This window comes from Streptomyces scabichelini, assembly GCF_011045015.1.
GTDB lineage: Bacteria > Actinomycetota > Actinomycetes > Streptomycetales > Streptomycetaceae > Streptomyces > Streptomyces scabichelini.
On sequence record NZ_JAAKZY010000006.1, the window covers coordinates 89,192 to 102,413 of the forward strand.

Annotated in this window: 11 protein-coding genes; 6 read left to right on the forward strand and 5 right to left on the reverse strand. The window is 67.9% G+C overall.

Features of this window, described 5'->3' with window-relative positions; translation table 11 throughout:
- Nucleotides 1–477 precede the first annotated feature (477 nt).
- Together G5C60_RS03460 and G5C60_RS03470 are read left to right on the forward strand one after the other, a co-directional pair.
- Nucleotides 478–1,722, forward strand: a complete 1,245-nt coding sequence (locus tag G5C60_RS03460) for a helix-turn-helix domain-containing protein (protein WP_165254662.1) — start codon at nucleotides 478–480, stop codon at nucleotides 1,720–1,722.
- 987 nt (nucleotides 1,723–2,709) lie between these two features.
- On the forward strand, nucleotides 2,710–3,609 hold the full coding sequence (locus G5C60_RS03470; protein ID WP_338145673.1) for a radical SAM/SPASM domain-containing protein: 900 nt from the start codon (nucleotides 2,710–2,712) through the stop codon (nucleotides 3,607–3,609).
- A 496-nt stretch (nucleotides 3,610–4,105) separates the two neighbouring features.
- Here the strand turns inward: G5C60_RS03470 and G5C60_RS50930 are convergent, their stop codons facing one another.
- The 3 genes from G5C60_RS50930 to G5C60_RS03490 all read right to left on the reverse strand — a co-directional run bounded on the left by G5C60_RS50930 (nucleotide 4,106) and on the right by G5C60_RS03490 (nucleotide 6,413).
- Nucleotides 4,106–4,333, reverse strand: coding sequence for a low temperature requirement protein A (locus G5C60_RS50930; protein WP_165254664.1), 228 nt, complete (start codon nucleotides 4,331–4,333; stop codon nucleotides 4,106–4,108).
- A gap of 217 nt (nucleotides 4,334–4,550) precedes the next feature.
- A complete protein-coding gene (locus G5C60_RS03485) occupies nucleotides 4,551–5,663 on the reverse strand; it encodes an ADP-ribosylglycohydrolase family protein (RefSeq protein WP_206439049.1) in 1,113 nt (370 codons plus the stop codon).
- Nucleotides 5,664–5,780: 117 nt separating this feature from the next.
- A complete protein-coding gene (locus tag G5C60_RS03490) occupies nucleotides 5,781–6,413 on the reverse strand; it encodes a TetR/AcrR family transcriptional regulator (protein WP_338145674.1) in 633 nt (210 codons plus the stop codon).
- 79 nt (nucleotides 6,414–6,492) lie between these two features.
- Here G5C60_RS03490 and G5C60_RS03495 point away from each other — a divergent pair, with 79 nt between their 5' ends.
- Together G5C60_RS03495 and G5C60_RS03500 are read left to right on the forward strand one after the other, a co-directional pair.
- Complete coding sequence (locus G5C60_RS03495) at nucleotides 6,493–7,284, forward strand: NADPH-dependent F420 reductase (protein WP_165254665.1); 792 nt, start codon at nucleotides 6,493–6,495, stop codon at nucleotides 7,282–7,284.
- 15 nt (nucleotides 7,285–7,299) lie between these two features.
- A complete protein-coding gene (locus tag G5C60_RS03500; protein ID WP_165254666.1) occupies nucleotides 7,300–8,058 on the forward strand; it encodes a dienelactone hydrolase family protein in 759 nt (252 codons plus the stop codon).
- Between the two features lie 40 nt (nucleotides 8,059–8,098).
- On the opposite strand, the gene G5C60_RS03505 is transcribed toward G5C60_RS03500, so the two are convergent.
- Entirely contained in the window at nucleotides 8,099–9,313 is a 1,215-nt protein-coding gene (locus G5C60_RS03505; protein WP_165254667.1) for a TolB family protein, read from the reverse strand.
- Nucleotides 9,314–9,772: 459 nt separating this feature from the next.
- Between G5C60_RS03505 and G5C60_RS03510 the strand changes: the two genes are divergently transcribed.
- Nucleotides 9,773–10,951 carry an FAD-dependent monooxygenase gene (locus G5C60_RS03510; RefSeq protein ID WP_165254668.1) on the forward strand — a complete coding sequence of 393 codons (1,179 nt, stop codon included), beginning with the start codon at nucleotides 9,773–9,775 and terminating at the stop codon, nucleotides 10,949–10,951.
- A gap of 37 nt (nucleotides 10,952–10,988) precedes the next feature.
- Here G5C60_RS03510 and G5C60_RS03515 read toward each other — a convergent pair whose 3' ends face one another.
- Nucleotides 10,989–11,783: a glycosyltransferase gene (locus G5C60_RS03515; RefSeq protein WP_165254669.1), complete on the reverse strand. Its 795-nt coding sequence runs from the start codon at nucleotides 11,781–11,783 to the stop codon at nucleotides 10,989–10,991.
- Nucleotides 11,784–12,640: 857 nt separating this feature from the next.
- Between G5C60_RS03515 and G5C60_RS53960 the strand changes: the two genes are divergently transcribed.
- Entirely contained in the window at nucleotides 12,641–12,832 is a 192-nt protein-coding gene (locus G5C60_RS53960; RefSeq protein WP_420907338.1) for an SDR family NAD(P)-dependent oxidoreductase, read from the forward strand.
- Nucleotides 12,833–13,222 lie beyond the last annotated feature (390 nt).

The following is a 13,222-nucleotide window of genomic DNA, read 5'->3' on the forward strand; positions in this document are numbered from 1 at the left end:
CACCTTCGGCCATTATGCAAGGCTTGCCACGACAGCGAGACCGCGAAGAACCAGCCTGGTGGTTGGGCAGCCGAGAAGGCGAAGCCAAAGCCGCGGAATCCCAATGACGTTCCGCCGTTCTGATCTCCGCTGAGCCCTACCCCCTGGGGGTTGACCTCCACCCTCCCTTGGAAATGACCGGCAGGGAGGCAACTCTCTCGTGCCGCAGGTTAAGCAATTTGCGCGGAGAGAATCACCCCTATTTGAAGCCCTGGTCGCTCGCTGGCCGGGGCTTTCCTACGCCCTGAGAGTGACCATGACCCCCGATGGCCTGCCCGGCTGTCGGGGGTTGTCTGCGTTTCCGGGGAGCCTACTGACTGACGATTCAGTAAGCAGTACTTGACGGTATGTCAGACGATCTTGGTTTGCATTCGTCTTGACGAAGTCGCGTTGTGCAGCTAACGCGCGGGCATACCCTTGTCCGTGAGGTGATTGCCGATGTCCACAACAGGGTTGGCAGACAACGTCAAGAAGTACCGGCGCACGGCCGGACTGAGCCAAGAGGGGTTGGCGGAAGCGGCTGACCTCTCGCTGAGCACGGTTCGTAAGGCAGAGCAGGGCGGGCACGTGAGCATGGACAGCCTTGCCGCCCTAGCTCGCGGGCTGGGGGTCTCAACTTCTGACCTGTTCGCGACCGAAACACCGAAGTCCGTTGTTGGCACGGAGGATGAGGCGAACCGGCGCTACCTGGCTGAGCTGCGACGTGCCCTCATGCCCCCTATCGGGCTCGCTGCGCCCCTGTCGGAGCCTGGTGAAGCCGGGGAAGTCTCCGCAATCCGGCAGGGCGTACAGGACGGCCACGCGCTTTACCAGGCGGACCGGTACACGTCCGTTGCTCGGAAGCTTCCCGGCTTGCTGCGTTCCTCCGAAGCCGCTGTGGCCACCCTGGAAGGCGAAGAGCAGCAACACGCCATGATCGCGCGTGCTCATGCGCTGCTGCTTACGGGCAAGTTCCTCACTCAGGTCCGGCAGTACGACATGGCGTATTACGCGCTCGCTGAGGCGATCCGGCTTGCCCGCGAGACTGGCCAAACTCAGTTGGCAACAACGGGGGTTGTGGGGCTGTGCTGGCTCTTGCTGCGGCAGGACCGATTCAACGAGAGCGAACAGCTTGCAACGCTGACGGCAGCGGACATTGAACCGCGCATGTCCGAAGCGACACCCGCACGTCTCGCTGTCTGGGGTGAGCTGTGGCTCAGGATCTCGGCTGCCTCGATGCGGAACAACCGGCCGGATGTGGCACAGGAAGCCCGCCGCATGGCACGTACTGCCGGGGGCTCGATGGTCGGTGAACACATCGACTTCCCGTCACACTGGGGCGCCTTCGGGCCGGTAACCGCTGAGGCAAAGGCAGTCGAGGACCTGTCGCTTGTGGGGGATGCGCTGGGGGTACTCCGTCACTCTGATGAGGGGCCGCTCAGCTCCAAAGCCGTGAAGAACTACGGCAAGTTGAGCCCGAACAACTGGGGCCGTCACAGGCTGGACGTTGCCCGCGCTCACGTCGTTCTCGGGTCCCACCAGGACGCCATGGACGAGCTGATTCAGATTCGCCATACGTCCGGCGAGTGGATGACTCACCAGCCCATGGCCCGACGCGTGATGTTCGACATTCTCAAGACTCGCAAGCGGACGCTGACGGAAGAAATGCGCAGCATGGCGGTCCATCTTGGCATCGCTGGGTAACTACTGCGGAGCGTGGTAGTTCGTCGTGCTCAGCTGCTGAACTACCGCTCTACGCACGTGGATTGATGCTCTGTGTGCTCATACGGTCTCCCTCTATCGACAACCGCCAGAGGGGCCGAAGCGATGCAGAGAACGGAAAGCGAGCAGCGGCGACGGCAGGACCTTGCAGACGTAGCGTCAGGGCACCCACCCCGGCTATTGCCGTGGACGCACGAGGGCAAGCCGTGCTTGTTGAGCGCGGACGAGGGCGGGGGCGGGTATTTGTCCCAGCTCGCTGACGGCCTGGAAGCTGTTCAGCTTGCCATGGGTAATGACGTGCTCGCGCATGCCCGCAAGCTGTTGGACGACCCCACTTCGCCTAACGCTGAGGTGAGGTACGCGGCGATTCGGCTCGCTGAGTGCCTGAGCGACGCTCTGAGGGTCGCTGAGTCGCGCGGAATGCGTCTGGACGACAGCGACAGCGATAGCCCCTCTGAGGCGTCCGCATGAGCACGCCGACGACAGCCCCGAAGGAATCGCAGACCTGGACCCCCGGCACGGTCGGGGACGACCTGCTGACCGTGCACAGGGTGCGCGACGGAGAGGCCAAGTGTGGGGAGCACGGAGAGGTAGTCGAGTGGTGTCGGAAAGTCAACTGCCCTGACTGCCTCCTGGGCCCGCAGGACACGAGGGGGCAGGAGGATTCGGCTTGACCAAGGACGAGCGGCAGGAACAAGCCTGGCGCATGCGTTCAGAGGGCAAGGGGTGGCCGCACATTACCAAGTGGTGCGAATACGACAACCCTCTAACGGCCGAATGGGATGTATGGGAGTTCGAGATAGTCAGGTGGCCCCCCGGAATCGATAGCCTGCCCCCCGATTGGCAGGATAGCGATAGCTGGCACCCCCAGTGGCCCCGTTCGTGATGCTCTCCCCTACGCGCGTGATGCGGGACGAGTAGAAATTCCCGCTCCTGCCCGCGCAACCAACAACCGTAAGGAGTGCTGTGGTGAGTGCTGCCCAAAACTTGCTCAATTTCGCATGGCTTGAGGTGACGGGCTTTTGCAATGAATTCTGTGATCACTGCTACGCGGACTCGTCGCCCAAGGGAACGCACGGCACCATGACCGTTCAGGACTGGTTACGCGTCATTGACGAACTCGCGGACATCAGCGCGCTCGACGTTCAGTTCATCGGCGGGGAACCGACCCTGTACCCGAGCCTTCCGGCGCTGATTCGGCACACGCACGGGGCGGGGCTGTCCGTCGAAGTGTTCTCGAACATGACCCACATCCGGGATGAGCTGTGGGAAACCTTCACGGCCTGCGGTGTCAGGCTCGCAACGTCGTACTACTCCGACACAGCGGAGGAACACGACGCAGTGACCAGGCTCCGGGGTTCTCACAAGCGCACGCGCGCCAACGTGGAAAAGGCTCTGAGCCTGGATATCCCGCTGCGTGGTGGAGTCGTGGCGGTCCGGGAAGGTCAGCGCGTGCAAGAGGCAGCAAGGGACCTTACGGCGCTCGGTGTGGGCACGGTAGGCGGGGACCGGACCCGCGCATTCGGACGGGCAAGCAAGGGCGCTGCGCCAACCATCAGCGACCTGTGCGGGCACTGCGCCCATGAGAAATGTGCCATCGGCCCTACCGGCGACGTGTCGCCGTGCGTTCTCGGCAGGTTCCTCAACATCGGGAACGTGAATGACGCTCCGCTGTGCGAAATCTGGGGCGGGGCGCGAATGACGGAAGTACTGGCCGATATCACGGCGGTACACGGAGAGGGCGCACAGTCCTGTACTCCGCCTCAATTCCTGCCCATGTGCGGTCCGTGTGGTCCGTGCGTGCCGTCCCTGGGGCACTGTGACCCCAGGGAGGTAGACAGCGGGGCTACGATCGGCTCACCGGTTTAACCCGCTGAGATCACCAGGGAGCGCACACATGGACGATCACGGGGACGACTTCAGCCCGTGGGGGTGGGAGAACGAAAGCAACGCCATACAGCGGACCGAAGAAGAATGGGCGCGCATCGCTGGATACATTCGGCACGCAGCAAACAAGCTGGGTCCCCAACTTCCGCTGTGCTTGCCTGGTGAACCCCAGGAATGCGGGCGTCCCGCTCAACAGCATGTGTTGGCGTGGGCCGCTCACCTCAAGGCCGTGGCCCATCACCTGATCGAGCAATCCACCCCCAGCGAAGCCCGGGGCGCTCACGCTGTCGGCCCCCTGTACCAGCGGCGGCTAGCTGAGCTTCGCGCCCAAAGTGCCCCTGTGCACGCTCAGCGCTGACCAGCAAGGCCCCTGACTGCCCCGTCTGTGCGTCCTCCCCCGTGGCGCATGGGCGGGGCTTCGTGCTGCCTGGCCGTAGCCCCTGGTCAGGGCTTCGCGGTAACCTGTTGTTCCGTTGGTTCACGCCCACCAGATGGCGAAGAACACGGCGAAATAGCTGAGGATCCCCGTCGAGGCATGGTCCTCGCTCACCGCGTGGTGCAGTTGCGCGGCGACCTGCGCCACAGCGACGACGAAGCACAGGTCGAACAGCAGCTCGAGCGGGGTGGCCGCGCGGTGCGGCTCAGCGGGATCGCGCGCCGTTATCGTGCGGAGCCACGGTCTGAAGGGCTGGGTTTGTTCGCTCACGCCTCATTCTGCGATACGACGGTGGGCTGCCGCATGCCCGCGCGGCAGGCGCATCCGCCTCCGGTACGACCGGGAAGCATGGAACCGCACCGGGACAACCTCACTCACATCCAAAGGAGTTGACAGTAGGTTGAGTTGGTTCCCTGCTGTCCCGCTTCGCGCCCGCCCTGGAGCCGCAGTCGTGAGACGACGAGAGTCACCAGCCGGGATACGAGAGTCACCAGCCGGGATAGCGGTGCCACCAGTGCGGGTCCCACCCCTTGATGTACTCGCTGCCGCTGGGCGAATCGTCGAGTTCCAACAGCAGGTCGCGGGCCAGGGTGTCGAGGACCCACGCCAGTTCGTGACGGCTGACCAGGTCCAAAGGCAGGGCCTCGACTCCGTGTACGGCTCCGAGCAGCGCGCCCGTCACACAGGCGACAGAGTCACCGTCCGGTGCGCCCGCCGCGAACTCCAGCGCGGTGCGGAACTGGGCGCGGTCGGGGAAGGAGGCCGCTGCGTAGAGGCCACCGAGCAGCGCCGAGGGGGCGGTGGCATCCGGCGCGAGTCGTGCCAGCCGTCCCGCGTCCGCCGGCTCCTCGACAGCGTGCTGGAATGCCGCGACGAGACGGCTGTGCTCGTCGTCGGTGATGCGCTGACCTTCGGACGGGAGAGCGGTGACACCCGCGTGCAGCACTTCCCGGGCAGATCTGCCGATGTACGGATACGGGCCCTGTTCCGGAGCGGAGTTCGTCAGGCAGTGGTGGGTCAGTACGGCAGCATGGACGGTGGCGTCTTGCGCAGCCGTGTCGCCATGCGTGAGCGCGGCCACCGCGCCGGCCTGGCTGATCCCTTGGATTCCGGTGACCGCGACCGGCAGGCCCCGGGTCAGTGCGTGACAGCCCCGGCTCGTGGTGGCCATCCGCTCCTGGCCTTCGTCGATCCGGGACAGGGCCGTCACCGTCGCCGGTGCGCTGCCGCGCCGCTCGGCCAGCGCGGGCACACCCGCGAGCCAGCCGTCCGGCCACGCGTCGTCGCCGAAAGGCTTCCAGCGGCGCCGCATTTTCTCCACCTCGATGCCCTGCAGGACGGCCCACCGGCAGTAGGCGTGCAGGACCACCCCCGGCGCATAACAGATTCCCTTGTGGTTTCCGCGCACCTGCGCGCGGATGATGCCCTCGGCGGTGAAGCAGGCCAGTTGGGTGCTGACACCGGCCCGCAGCGGACCGCCGGCGGGCAGCCTGCCCCGGGCTCCTCCCAGCGTGTCCCCGAGCGCCAGGCCGAGCATCATCCCCCGTACACGGGACTGCTTTCTGAGGAACTCCCTCTGGTGATCCTTTTCGTGGGGCAAGGCAGCGCGTCTCTCTCCTTGTGAAGGGCAGTGACTGTCCGGGAGATGATCCACCGTAACGTCAGTCTCACCAGCGCTCTGTTGGGGGCCCCACCGGTCGACTCCGCACGACAGACATCAGCGCGGTGCGAGCGCGGCGAAGGCTTCGTCGAGGAGGGTGACGAGGTCGAGGCGGCCGTCGGAGTCGGACCAGTGGTCGACGGCGACGTTGAGGCAGTCCAAGGCAGCGGACGCGCGGACCCAGTGACCGATGGCCGGGGACTCGGGCGAGCCGTCGCTTCCCCGGCCTTCGCCCGGGGGCACGCCCCTCTCGCTTCGCTCGGCGAGGGCGCGGGCCAGGGCCGGGCGCCAGCCGTGCTGCTTCTCCAGCTGTCGTGCGCACAGGGCGGGGGTGCCGCGGACCAGGCGGGTCATGGCCAGGGAGGCGTCCGGGTCCTGGCGGTAGCGCTCGATGGCCGTGTCCAGGGCATTGCGCAGCGCGGTCCAGTCGTCCTCGTCGGCAGGGCGGCCCCGTAGCGCTTCGGCGACCCGCTCGCCCTTGTCCTCGAAGGCGCCGAGGACGGCGTCCTCCTTGGTGTCGAAGTAGCGCAGGAAGGTGCTGCGGGAGACGCCCGCGGCCTTGGCGAGGTCATCGACGGTCACCTTCTCGAAGCCCTCGCGGAGGAACAACTCGAAAGCCACCTGGCCCAGTTCGGCCCGTACGGCGGCCCGAGCGATGTCCCTCGTCTTCGTACGTCCTGCTGCTGCCACCCGGCGATGGTACCGCGCCGCCAGATCCCCGCTTGCAGTAATGCAGCTCGGTGGCTAACCTGACACTCAGTTTCAATTGATGACTTCAGTTTCGGAACTCAGGACAAGGCACCTCGTGACCACTCGCACTCTCGGACTCATCGGCAGCGGCATGATCGGCAGCGCGCTGGCCGGTCTCGGCGTGGCGGCCGGGCTGGACGTCGTCGTCAGCAACTCCCGCGGGCCGGGGACCCTCGCCGACCTCGTCGCCAGGCTCGGCGACCGCGCTCGTGCCGCCACGCCGGAGGAGGCGGCTCGGGTGGGCGACCTGGTGGTGGCGACCATCCCGCTCAAGCACTACGCGCAGCTGCCGGCCGGGGCACTCGCGGGCAAGACCGTGATCGACACGATGAACTACTACCCGGAGCGCGACGGCCGCCTCGCCGACCTCGACACGGGCGGGTCGACCTCCTGCGAGCTGGTGCAGCGGCACCTGACCGGCTCCCGGGTGGTGAAGGCGTTCAACAACATCGACTTCCGGCGCCTGTCCGTCAGCGCCCGCCCCGCCGGCGCCCCCGACCGCAGCGCCCTGCCGATCGCGGGCGACGACCCGGCGGCCAAGGAGGAGGTGGCCAGGCTGCTGGACGTCCTCGGTTACGACGCCGTGGACATCGGTACCCTGGCCGACAGTTGGCGCAGTGAGCCCGGCACGCCCGTCTACGTCCAGCCGTACCTGGCCGAGCGGCCCAAGGGACTGAGCCAGGAAGAGGCGGGACGCTGGTTCTTCGAGACGCCCGGTGTCCCGGTGCCCGCCACCCGGGTCGAGGAACTGGTCGGCCAGGCCGTACGGCTTCCTGCGGGCGCCGCCGCCGCAACCCTTACCCAGGACTGAGGACTGAGGACCGCCATGAGCACTGCCGTGCACGGATCATCTGTCGACATCCCCACTCCCGACGGAACCGCCGACGCCTACCTGACCCACCCCGTCGGCGGCGGCCCGCACCCGGCCGTCCTCCTCTACATGGACGCCTTCGGACTGCGACCGCACCTGAAGTCCATGGCCGACCGGCTCGCGGCGGCCGGATACGTCGTCCTCGTGCCCAACGTGTTCTACCGCTACGGCAAGGCGCCGGTGGCAGAGCTGCCCGAGTACATCGACCTCGCCGAGCGTCCGGAGATCGTCCAGAGCCTGCGGCCGGCCGCGCAGACGCTGACGCCCGAGCGGGCGATGAGGGACGCCGCCGTCTACCTCGACTGGCTGGCCGCCTCCCCGCTGACCACCGACGGCCCCGTCGGGCTCACCGGCTACTGCATGGGCGCCGGGCTCGCCCTGCGTACCGCGGGTGCCCACCCGGACCGCGTCGCCGCCGCGGCCGGGTTCCACGGCGCCCGCCTCGCCACCGACGCGCCGGACAGCCCGCACCTGCTCGCCGACCGCATCACCGCGGAGTTGTACTTCGGCCACGCCGACCAGGATGCCGCCAACCCCGCCGAGCAGATCGACCGTCTCGACAAGGCCCTCAGCGCGGCGGGCGTCCGCCACCGGGGCGAAATCTACGCCGACGCCCAGCACGGTTACACCCAGGCCGATACCGCCTCGTACAGCGAGGAGGCCGCCGAACGTCACTGGACGGCCCTGCTGGACCTGTTCGCCCGCAGGCTCTGACCCGGCACCGGAAGCGTGCTGCGAAGACCTCGCCGGCGGCTCAGCGCAAGGTGCGGACGAAGACATCCCCGATCAGGTTCGAGTCGTCGGGCACCAGGCCGGGGTAGTACGAGTCGAAGACGGCCGTCGATTCATCCGCGCTGAGGGCCGCTCGTCCCACGGTGACGGGCTTGCCGTCCTGGCCCGGTGACAGCAGTTCCTCGTGACCGTTGCGCACATCGCGCAGGATCAGCCCCAGAGTCCTGCGCTCCGCGTCGGCCGTGTTCAGGAGCAGCTTCGAGCCGTTCACCGACAGATCCGACACCAGGGTGAGATCGGTGGGGGAGTGGCCGTCGTACCGCTGGAGCGTGCCGGTGCGCAGATCACGGACGAAGGCGTTCCAGGCCGTGCCGGTGTTCCCGTTCGGATCGGCGCCCGGGACCAGGTTGGTGGCTACTGAGTTGAAGCCGACCTTGGAGCCGTCAGCGCTCAGTACCGGAGCGATCGCCGACTTGTCGGCCGGCGCGCCGTCGTGGGTGGCATCGGCCTGCACGGTCTGTCCCGTCACCCGGTCATACACCAGGATGTCGCCCTGGTCGTTGTCGCTCGGCCCCGAATAGCCCTCCAGATAGGCGACCTTGCGGCCGTCGGCGCTCATCGAGATCTGCTGGCACTGGTGGAAGTTCTTCGAGCCGTCCGAGGGCCGGCTGACCCGCTGCACCTGCTGCGTCCGGCGGTCCAGGAGCATGACCCGGCAGGCGAACGCGCCGTTCTCGTCGACGGTGGGCCGGGCGACGAAGGCGACGTACCGTCCGCTCGTGCTGATCGGGGCGGTGCCGTACGAGACCTGGTAGCCCTCGTCCATCGCGGGTGCCAGGCGTTCGATGCGCCTGGTGCGCAGGTCCATGACGTGCACGGAGGACTTCCCGGTCGTGGCCGAGTACGAGTTGAAGGTCAAGTGACGCCCCGACTCGGACAGTTGGGGCGCCGACGTCGTCTCGCCCGGCACCACCACACGCTGCAGCGGCGCGCCGGGAGCCGTCCGGTAGAAGACGCTGTTGTTCACGTCCGTGCCGGGCACCAGGTTGGTCGCCGAGGACATGAAGGCGACGACGCGTCCGTCCGCGCTGACCACCGGTTCCCCCGAGTGCCTGTTGCCGCCGGTGCCGTCGGGGGCCACGCTGATCCGTTCGGTGCGCGGGGCCTGGTCCTCGTTGCTCGCCGCCCCCGCGGGCCAGGCGAGACAGGTGAGGGCGGCCGCCAGGACGGCGGTCATGGAAGTGCGTAAGGAAGGTCTCAGTCTCATCGGATGGCTCCCCCTTCGGCCACGGGACGGCTACAGCCGCCCCTCATGTCCCCAGCCCTGCGCAGAGGACTCACGCGATAAAAGCGCGGAGCCCGCCGAGGGTCAATGCGTCGGCACCCGGTCGGTTCAACCTCCGGCTGGTCCAACTCCCGGATGGATAAGGCAGGTTGGTGCTACAGGCCATTTCGCGCTCCAATTGGCCTGTTACCGCCTTTGCGGGTGTTTTCGGGGTGACGTCGACCTGTGTCGGCGGTATGCCGTGTCTATGTCTGTGCGGTATGTGCAAGGGGGAGGTCTCGGGCCGCGTCAGCAGGCGGCACGGGAGCGGATACGGATGAGGGACGTGAGCGTGCGGTCGGGGGAATGGTGGCGGCAGGTCGGTGGGGGCAAGGACGGGGGAGCGCGAGTGGGTCGCAGTGAGGTCGTGGCATGAGGGCGATCGTCGTGGGGGCGGGCATCGGGGGACTGGCCGCGACGCTGAGCCTGCGCCGCGCCGGCCATGAGGTCACGCTCGTCGAGCAGACGCCGCGCTTCGCCGAGGTCGGTGCCGGCCTCCAGCTCGCTCCCAACGCCACGCGAGTGCTGCGCCGACTGGGCCTGTTCGAGACGGTCGCCGCACGGGCACACCACCCCTCCCACGTGAGCTTCCGCACCTGGTCCGACGGGGCGGAGATCTGCCGCTATGCGCTGGGGCGCGAGGCCGAGGACGAGTTCGGGGCACCGTACCTCCTGGTCCACCGGGCCGATCTGCACCATGCCCTGACCGCTGCGGTGCCGCCCCAGTCAGTGCGCCTCGACACCGTCGTCGTGGGCATCGACCAGGACGACGAGTCCGCCTGTGTGACGACGGCGAGCGGCGAGCGCCTGGAGGCGGACCTGGTCGTCGCCGCGGACGGGGTGCGCTCCGCGGCCCGCCAGTGGCTCTTCGGCGCGGATGAGGCGGTCTTCTCGAAAACCGCCGCCTACCGGGCTCTGCTTCCAGCCGACAAGGTGGCCGATCTGGACCTGCCGGAGCTCGCTGTCTGGCTCGGACCGGGCCGGCACTTCGTCCACTACTGGGTGCGTCGTGGCGAACTGCTCAACGTCGTGGCCGTGTTCGGGGCGGAGGCGGCGCAGGAGTCGTGGACCGCCCAGGCGGAGCCCGGAGAGCAACTGCGCGAGTTCGACGGCTGGGACCCCCGGGTGCTCAGCGTCCTCGAACGCGCGGGGCAGGTCTTCCGCTACGGCATCTACACGCGTGCCCCGCTGACGCGATGGAACATCGGGCGGGTGACCCTGCTGGGCGACAGTGCCCATGCGATGGTGCCGTTCCAGGCCCAGGGCGCGGCGCAGGCGATCTTGGACGCGGCCGTCCTCGGCGACGTCCTCGCGGACGCGACGCCGGCCGAGGTACCCGATGCGCTGGACCGGTACGTACACCGACGGCTTGCGGCCGCCACGAGCATGCAGGCCCGCTCCGCGCGGGCGGGCGAGGACTTCCACCTGCCGGACGGGCCCGAGGCCCGGCTGCGCAACGCCCGCATGGCGGCACACGCCGCCGAGCACCGGTTCATGCCTCAAGCAACCGCGTGGGCGGTCGACGTCCTCGACGAGCCAGCGGCATCGTGAGTGACTCGATGTGAGCGACTCGATGCTTACTTTTGGATCAAGAAGCTGTCCGCCCTGAAGAGATCGGCCCGCGCATGTCCGGCCCGCCGTGAGCTTGCACGGGAGATGCCATTTCGGGATGGGCCGGTGTGAGCGTGAGCCTGTTGTCGCTGCCAACTTTCTTCCACGTGGTGGCGTTGGCGTGGACGATGTAGGCCTCGCTGATGTCCTCCAGGCCCTCGACGCATATCAGGCGGCGGCTTCCCTTGGCCGCACCGTTGTCGATCTGGGTGAAGTCGGGGAAGGAACGCAGTATCGGGGTGACGTAGCGGGTGCCGAAGATGTCGAAGACCTCGTACCTCTCCGTCGTGTTGCGCTTTTGGTAGGCCAGGCGGACGTAGTGTGCTCCGGCGCCTTCGACGAGCACGCGGTAGGCGGGGTGGTTCCGGACGGTGCCGAGGGTGGCGTTCTGGACGTTGCCCTTGTTGCCGGTCATGCCGAACAGGGTCAGGTCGTCGACCAGGGGGGCGAGGGGTTTCGTGCACCAGGAGTCGGCGTCGGTGTAGATGCCGCCGTACTGCGCGAGGATTTCGAGGCGGAGAAGGTCGGCCCGTATGGCAAGCGGCTGGTCGGCGAGGGCGTCGTAGATCCACTGGTTGTGCAGCACGGGGAGGTTCTTGTCGGTCCAGAGCTGGACCTTGTAGTCGGGGTTGTGCTGCTTCCAGGTGTGGAAGTTGTCCCGGTAGGGGAAGGCCTTCTTGCCGATCCAGATGACGTGGATCAGCTTGGGAACACCTGCTTGCGCGGCATCCGCAGCGTTGACGGTAGACCTGCGGAATCTCTTGCGGATCACGGGTGCCTCTCAGCGGATCATGGTGGTGAGGAAGTCGCCGCCTGCTGGGCGGCGGGTTCGGTGCGCACCGGCCTACGCTCGTGGTCCGGCGGTGTGTACGGCGAAGTACGACCTGGAGAGACCCTGGCCGTCGCTCTGGCCATGGCGTGCGACGGATGGTCAGCGATGTGGCGACGTCGGCGCGGTCAGCACCTCGTTTCGCCTCCTGCGCCCTAGTCGGGACCTGCTCCGCAGTGCCGACGACGGTCTGAACGATGCCGGTTGCCTTGGCCCACTCGGCCAGGTCGGCCAGTTCGGCGACCTGCGCGTGGACAGTGCCCGCGGGGTAGGCCGTGGCCTCCAGGCGGATGCCGGGATGCTCGGACTGGAACAGCGGGCCGACCCGGGCCCCGTTCGCCTGGGAGTCCTTGTGGACGCGGTCGCCGTAGTTGGTCGAGCTGACGGTGAGGGTGACGGTCCGAGTCGAAGCCGGACTCCGGGCCGCAGGTGTCCGCTCCAGGGATGACGAGCCCGAGCGCGGACACGACCGCCCTCACGGCTCGGCTTCCGCAACGCACAGCCCCCCACTCCTCACCCCTCACCCCGGTACCAATGCGCGTAGAAAAGACGATGTTAAGACTGTTCCGCGTGGTGGGGCAGGACCTCGTGTGTTTCTTTTAGGTTCCATCGGTGTGACGCGATTGGCCTGCAGACGTCAGCTGTGGGGTCGGGTCATGCGCTCGGTGCTCGTGCCAGCCCCAGCAGAGGAAGGGGACCGGACGGGAACCGCCCGGTCACGGCACCCGGTCGCGGAGGAGGGCGAGAGCGGCGTCGCCCCGGCATGGCGTGGTGCGGCGGTCGGCCCCTACGTCGCGGCGATGCGCCAATCTCCCTCGGGCGGCAACATCGTGAACGTCACCAGCCACGCCGGGGTGCGTCCCAAGGCCTCTTCCGTGCCGTACGCGGCGAGCAAGGCCGCACTGAACCACGTATCCGGCTGCTCGCGGCCGTGCTCGGGCCCGAGGTGCGGGTCGACGCGGGGGCTCCGGGGCTGGTGGACACGCCGATGACGAAGGACGTGGGCGCAGGCGCACGAGCTGTGGCGGGACCGCGCGCCCCTGCACCGGCCGGCCCGGACCGCCGACGTGGCGGTCCTGGCTGCGCTGGATGTCACGCCAGTAGACGTCGGGGTCGCGGTGCTGCGCGGTCGCTGCAGATGATGGCGGCAGCCGGGCTGCCGTGGTGATGCCGGGCCGCGCACCAGGACGCCCAGGCACGCAGTGCCCGTTCCGCGACAGGCTCGTTCCCGGCATCCGCTGCGTTCTCGGTCCGCGGCCTCGGAAGCGCACCCAGCGCACGAGCGCATGCAGCGCACCGCCGTTGTTGACACCGTCTCCGCGTACTCGCACGCACCTTGAATGACGCCAGTGCGCGGATGTCACCTGGGATTTCCCCGTGGC

Excerpts from the sequence above, each read along its gene's own strand:
- G5C60_RS03505 (WP_165254667.1), bottom strand. The coding sequence starts at position 9,313 with ATGACCGCCGTCCTGGCGGCCGCCCTCACCTGTCTCGCCTGGCCCGCG.
- G5C60_RS03500 (WP_165254666.1), top strand. The coding sequence starts at position 7,300 with ATGAGCACTGCCGTGCACGGATCATCTGTCGACATCCCCACTCCCGAC.
- G5C60_RS03495 (WP_165254665.1), top strand. The coding sequence starts at position 6,493 with ATGACTTCAGTTTCGGAACTCAGGACAAGGCACCTCGTGACCACTCGC.
- G5C60_RS03460 (WP_165254662.1), top strand. The coding sequence starts at position 478 with ATGTCCACAACAGGGTTGGCAGACAACGTCAAGAAGTACCGGCGCACG.
- G5C60_RS53960 (WP_420907338.1), top strand. The coding sequence starts at position 12,641 with ATGCGCCAATCTCCCTCGGGCGGCAACATCGTGAACGTCACCAGCCAC.
- G5C60_RS03510 (WP_165254668.1), top strand. The coding sequence starts at position 9,773 with ATGAGGGCGATCGTCGTGGGGGCGGGCATCGGGGGACTGGCCGCGACG.